Source organism: Burkholderia sp. Se-20378, from assembly GCF_017104665.1.
Classification (GTDB): domain Bacteria; phylum Pseudomonadota; class Gammaproteobacteria; order Burkholderiales; family Burkholderiaceae; genus Burkholderia; species Burkholderia lata.
Genome location: NZ_JAAGPG010000582.1, coordinates 1 through 4,999, shown reverse-complemented (window position 1 = coordinate 4,999; position 4,999 = coordinate 1). Strand labels below are relative to the sequence as shown.

The window sequence follows — 4,999 nt, the reverse complement described above, 5'->3', positions numbered from 1 at the left end:
CCGCGTGCGGCCGTGCGAACAGGACGCCGCGTGCGAGCACGCGCTGTTCGACCTGAACCGCTATTACCAGAAGCTGCGCCGCAAGATGCCCGCGCATTCGGCCGCGACGCTCGTCCGCGCGCAGCGCGCGTGGGTCGGGTTCCGCGATGCGACGGCGCCGCTCGTCGGCGAGGACGGCCGTGTCGACCTGATCGGCGCGCGCATTGCGACGATGAAGCGGCTGTCGGAGACGGCCGGCAACAAGTAGGTGCAATCGTGAAGCCGATGGTTCGGCGATACGGCAACAAGCAAAACGGGCACCCGAAGGTGCCCGTTTTGCATTTGGCGGTAGTGATTCATGCGGGCCGGGGCGTATCGTGCCCGCTGAACCACGACGGCACGAGCGCGACCGCATCGTCGAGCGACGCGAGCACGTGCAGGCTCAACGCGACGATTTCGGGCGTCGGCGCCTTCAGGTCGGGCACGGTGACGACCGAGGCGCCCGCACCGGCGGCCGACTGCGCGCCGAAATCGCTGTCCTCGAACGCGACGCATGCGTGTGCCGGCACGCCGAGGCGCTCGGCCGCGAGCCGGTACACGGCCGGGTCGGGCTTGCCGCGCGCGACTTCGTCGCCGCCCGCGATCGCGCGGAAGAACGGCAGCACGCCGACCGCGTCGAGCCGCGTGCGGATCACATCGCATGCGGACGACGACGCGACCGCGCACGGAATGCCGGCCCGCGCGAGCGTGTCGAGCAGCGCGAACGCGCCGGGCTTCAACGGAAACTTCGGATGCGGTTCGGGCGCCGCGAGCTGTTCGCGCACGCGGGTGCGCACCGCGTCGAACGTATCGGGATTGCCGATCAGGCGCGCCAGGATGACCTGGCCTTCGGCGAACGAGCGGCCGACGATCTGCAGGTAGTCGGTAGTGGTCAGCGTGACGCCGTGCGCATTCGACACGTCGATCCACGTGTTCATGATGGTCCGCTCGGAATCGACGAGCAGGCCGTCCATGTCGAAGAGCGCGGCGGAAAAGGTCATCGGCGGCATTCGGGAAGCAGGGAAGGCGATGGGCGGCGCGACGGCCGCCCGAATGAAAAACGGACGCCGATGGCGTCCGTCCGGAACAGTGGGCTTACTGGCCGAGCGCGGCGCGCGCAGCCTTGACCGCCGCACGCACCTGGTCGGGCGCGGTGCCGCCCGGGTGGTTGCGGCTGGCGACCGAACCCTCGAGCGTCAGGTAGCCGAACACGTCCTCGCCGATCAGGTGCGCGACGTTCGGCAGGTCCTGCTTCATCTCGTCGAGCGTCAGGTCGGCCAGGTCGATGCCGCGGTCGTCGCAGATCTTCACGGCGTGCGCGACGGCTTCGTGCGCGTCACGGAACGGCAGGCCGCGCTTCACGAGGTAGTCGGCGAGGTCGGTGGCGGTCGAGAAGCCCTGCAGCGCGGCCGCGCGCATCGCTTCCGGCTTCACGGTGATGCCGGCAACCATCTCGGCGAAGATCCGCAGCGTGTCGGCGACGGTGTCGACCGTGTCGAACAGCGGTTCCTTGTCTTCCTGGTTGTCCTTGTTGTACGCGAGCGGCTGGCCCTTCATCAGCGTCAGCAGCGACATCAGGTGGCCGTTCACGCGGCCCGTCTTGCCGCGCGCGAGCTCGGGCACGTCCGGATTCTTCTTCTGCGGCATGATCGAGCTGCCGGTGCAGAAGCGGTCGGCGATGTCGATGAAGCCGACGCGCGGGCTCATCCACAGCACGAGTTCTTCGGAGAAGCGCGACACGTGCGTCATCACGAGCGCGGAGGCGGCCGTGAATTCGATCGCGAAGTCGCGATCCGACACTGCATCGAGCGAGTTCGCGCAGATACCGTCGAAGCCGAGCGTCTTCGCCACGGCGTGACGATCGATCGGGTAGCTCGTCCCGGCGAGTGCGGCCGCGCCGAGCGGCAGGCGGTTCACGCGGGTGCGGCAGTCGCGCATGCGCTCCGCGTCGCGCGAGAACATCTCGACGTACGCGAGCAGGTGGTGGCCGAACGTGACGGGCTGGGCGACCTGCAGGTGCGTGAAGCCCGGCATGATCGTGTCGGCGTTCTGTTCCGCGAGGTCGAGCAGCGCGCCGCGCAGGTCGTTCAGCAGGCCGCCGATGCGGTCGATCTCGCCGCGCAGCCACAGGCGGATGTCGGTCGCGACCTGGTCGTTACGCGAGCGGCCCGTGTGCAGGCGCTTGCCGGCGTCGCCGATCAGCGCGGTCAGGCGCGCTTCGATGTTCAGGTGGACGTCTTCCAGGTCGAGCTGCCATTCGAATTCGCCGCGCTCGATCTCGCCCTTGATTTGCGCCATCCCGCGTTCGATCGCGGCCAGGTCGTCGGCGCTGATGATCTTCTGCGCGGCGAGCATGTTCGCGTGCGCGAGCGAGCCGGCGATGTCGACGAGCGCGAGGCGCTTGTCGAAAAATACCGACGACGTGTAGCGCTTGACCAGCTCGGACATCGGTTCCGAGAAGCGGGCCGACCAGGCCTCGCCCTTTTTGTGCAGTTGGGACGTCATGGCGATTCTTCGAAGGGAGATTGAGCGGCGTGCGCCGCCGAGGAATCCGGTGATTTTAGCATTCGCGGCCGGGTGTCCGGCACAAGCCCGTCGGGGGCGGGAGCGGCGCGGGCGCTAGCGCGGCGAGCAGGTCAGCGGGCCGATCCGCGGCAGCCTGCCGTCGTCCGGCCGCCGGTACGCGAAGGCAACCGTGCAATCGTGGCCGTTGCCGGAGATTTCCAGGCGGTTGTGGTCGACGAGGCCATCGACGAACGTGAGGCCGTCGTAGCCGACGATCGTGCGCTGGCCGTTCTCGACGTCGCGGACTTCGAGCCCCGGCGGCAGCGGCGTACCGTCGGGCGCGTGCAGGATGATCGACGCCGCGCTGTAGCGCGACACCGCGAAATGCGCGAGCACGCCGGAGCGCGCCTGCGGCACGACGTCGAGCGTCGTGTCGGCGATGCGCGCATCGGCCGGTAGCGTCGCGCCGTCGATCGCGACGCGATTGTTCTGGTAGGCGTTCAGGTCGGGCACCAGCAGGTAGCCGGCGCGGTTGGTCTCGCCGATCAGCCGGTTCTGGTGCAGCACGGGGACGCGCCCCGTATCGGTCGAGACGAGCGCGAAACTGTCGTCGATGCGGCGCGCCGTCATCAGCCGGCCGTCCATCAGCACGAGCGCGCCCGTGACGTCGACCGACGCGTTGCCCCGCCCGCCGAACGACTGCGCGAGCAGCGTGACCTCGCCGGCGCGGCCGAGATACTGCAATTGACCCTGCCCGTAGCGCAGCGCGGCGCTGGTGCCCGCCTGCACGTTCCAGCCGAAGCCGCCGCCGTAGTCGGGCGGGCGCGAGGCGTTCACCGCGTAGGTCGATTCGCCGTTCTGCCGCCCTGCGCTGGCCGAGACCGACGTGTTGCCGCCGAGGCCGATGCTCAGGCTCGCGAAGAAGCCGCGCGTGTCGCGCTGCCGGAAATCCTGGAACGCGCTGACGGTCAGCGAGGTCAGCATGCCGAGGTTGACGAGGTACGCGATCGAGCCGATGCGCGATGCGTCGATGCCTGGGTACTTGAGGCCGAGATAGCTGAACGACAGCGTCTGCGCGCGCAGGAACGGAAACGACACCGTGATGCGGTCCGAGGCGCTCGATACCGGGATGCCTTCGCGCGCGCCGAGGTCGCCGTAGCCGCCGAACGCGCGCTGCGTCTGCGCGTCGATCGAGAAATGCGGCGTCACGTACTGGTAGCCGAGGCCCACCTGCGCGCCGGTGCTGCGCTGCGCGCTGACGGCCAGCGACGCGTTCGCGACGCCGCCGTTGCCGATGCGCGCGAGCACGCCCGCGCCGGCGTTGTAGACGCCGGTCGTCGCTTCCGCGTGCGCCTCGACGGTCAGCCGCTCGCTGATGCCGTAGCGCAGCGAGCCGCTCGCCGCCGGCGTGTGTGCATAGTCGAACGAGGTGATGCCGTACGCGCGTCGCAGGAAGCCGGCCTCGACCGAATAGCTCGCGAGGCCCGGCGCGAGCAGGCGCGTATCGATGTACAGCGGAATCGACGTCGACACCGAGCGGCCCAGCGCATCGCGCGTGACGACCGTGGCGTTGCCCGCGCCGGTGATGCCCGGCACGCTGTTGATCACGAACGGCCCGCCCGGCACGTCGCCGCTGAACTGGCGCACGTTGTTCACGTACAGGTCGACCGACGTCGGCACGACCGCGCTGCCGGACAGCGCCGGCACCGGGAACGTCACGAGATCGGGGCGCAGGCCGAAGTTGCTGCGCCATTGCACGCCGCCGATGCGCAGCGAGCGCGTCCACGACAGCGACGACGAGATCGTGTCGCCGAACTGCGTGGTCGTGAGCGTCGCCGGGTTCGAGCGCGTCCACGACGTGTCGTAGCGCAGGTAGCGCTGGCGGTCGTCGTACAGGTACGCGATGCCGGTGCTGCTGAAGACGCCGGCCGGGTCGAAATAACGCGCCTCGCTCCAGATCGCGAGCGGCGAATGGGCGAGGGTCTGCGCGTACGCATCGTAGTTCAGCACGAAGCCGCGGCCGGCCGTGGCGGGCTGCGCGGCGGTGAGCGCGCGCGTATCGAACGTGTGCGGAATGCGCAGCGCGTCGGGCACGCGCAGGTCGAGCGTCTGGCGGCTCGTGTCCATGTCGTAGCGCAGCCCCGGGAGCGTGTCGAGCGCGACGAGCGCATTCGACGGCTCGTGCGTGCGATCGCCCGTCGCGACGCCGAGATCGTTCAGGTCGGCGGAGGCCGCGTAGAGTCGCCCGTCGATCTGCTGGAAGCGGGCGGTCCGGGGTGTCGGCCCGCCGTTGAGCGGCACGTCGCGAAACAGCAAGATCGGAAGAGCGGCCGGTAGGGGAAGAGTGGGCGCAAGAGTGTAGAATCTGGAGGACGCCCGGTGACTCAAAAAAAAAAACACTGTACATCGCGCGCGCACACTGACCGTCTCAACACCCACGATGTGTATCTACACCACCCATCTACCCATAACCCCA

Annotated in this window: 4 protein-coding genes; 1 reads left to right on the top strand and 3 read right to left on the bottom strand. The window is 69.1% G+C overall.

Annotation, left to right across the window (positions count from 1 at the left end; genetic code table 11):
- Positions 1 to 247: lysozyme inhibitor LprI family protein (locus G3N93_RS34135; RefSeq protein ID WP_206134947.1), on the top strand; the 247-nt coding region annotated here is incomplete at its 5' end.
- A gap of 88 nt (positions 248 to 335) precedes the next feature.
- Here the strand turns inward: G3N93_RS34135 and G3N93_RS34130 are convergent.
- The 3 genes from G3N93_RS34130 to G3N93_RS34120 form a co-directional block, all read right to left on the bottom strand.
- Positions 336 to 1,019, bottom strand: a complete 684-nt coding sequence (locus tag G3N93_RS34130; protein ID WP_174941637.1) for an HAD family phosphatase — start codon at positions 1,017 to 1,019, stop codon at positions 336 to 338.
- A 94-nt stretch (positions 1,020 to 1,113) separates the two neighbouring features.
- Complete coding sequence (argH, locus tag G3N93_RS34125) at positions 1,114 to 2,523, bottom strand: argininosuccinate lyase (RefSeq protein ID WP_206134946.1); 1,410 nt, start codon at positions 2,521 to 2,523, stop codon at positions 1,114 to 1,116.
- Between the two features lie 114 nt (positions 2,524 to 2,637).
- Entirely contained in the window at positions 2,638 to 4,839 is a 2,202-nt protein-coding gene (locus G3N93_RS34120; protein WP_241026817.1) for a fimbria/pilus outer membrane usher protein, read from the bottom strand.
- Between the last annotated feature and the right edge of the window lie 160 nt (positions 4,840 to 4,999).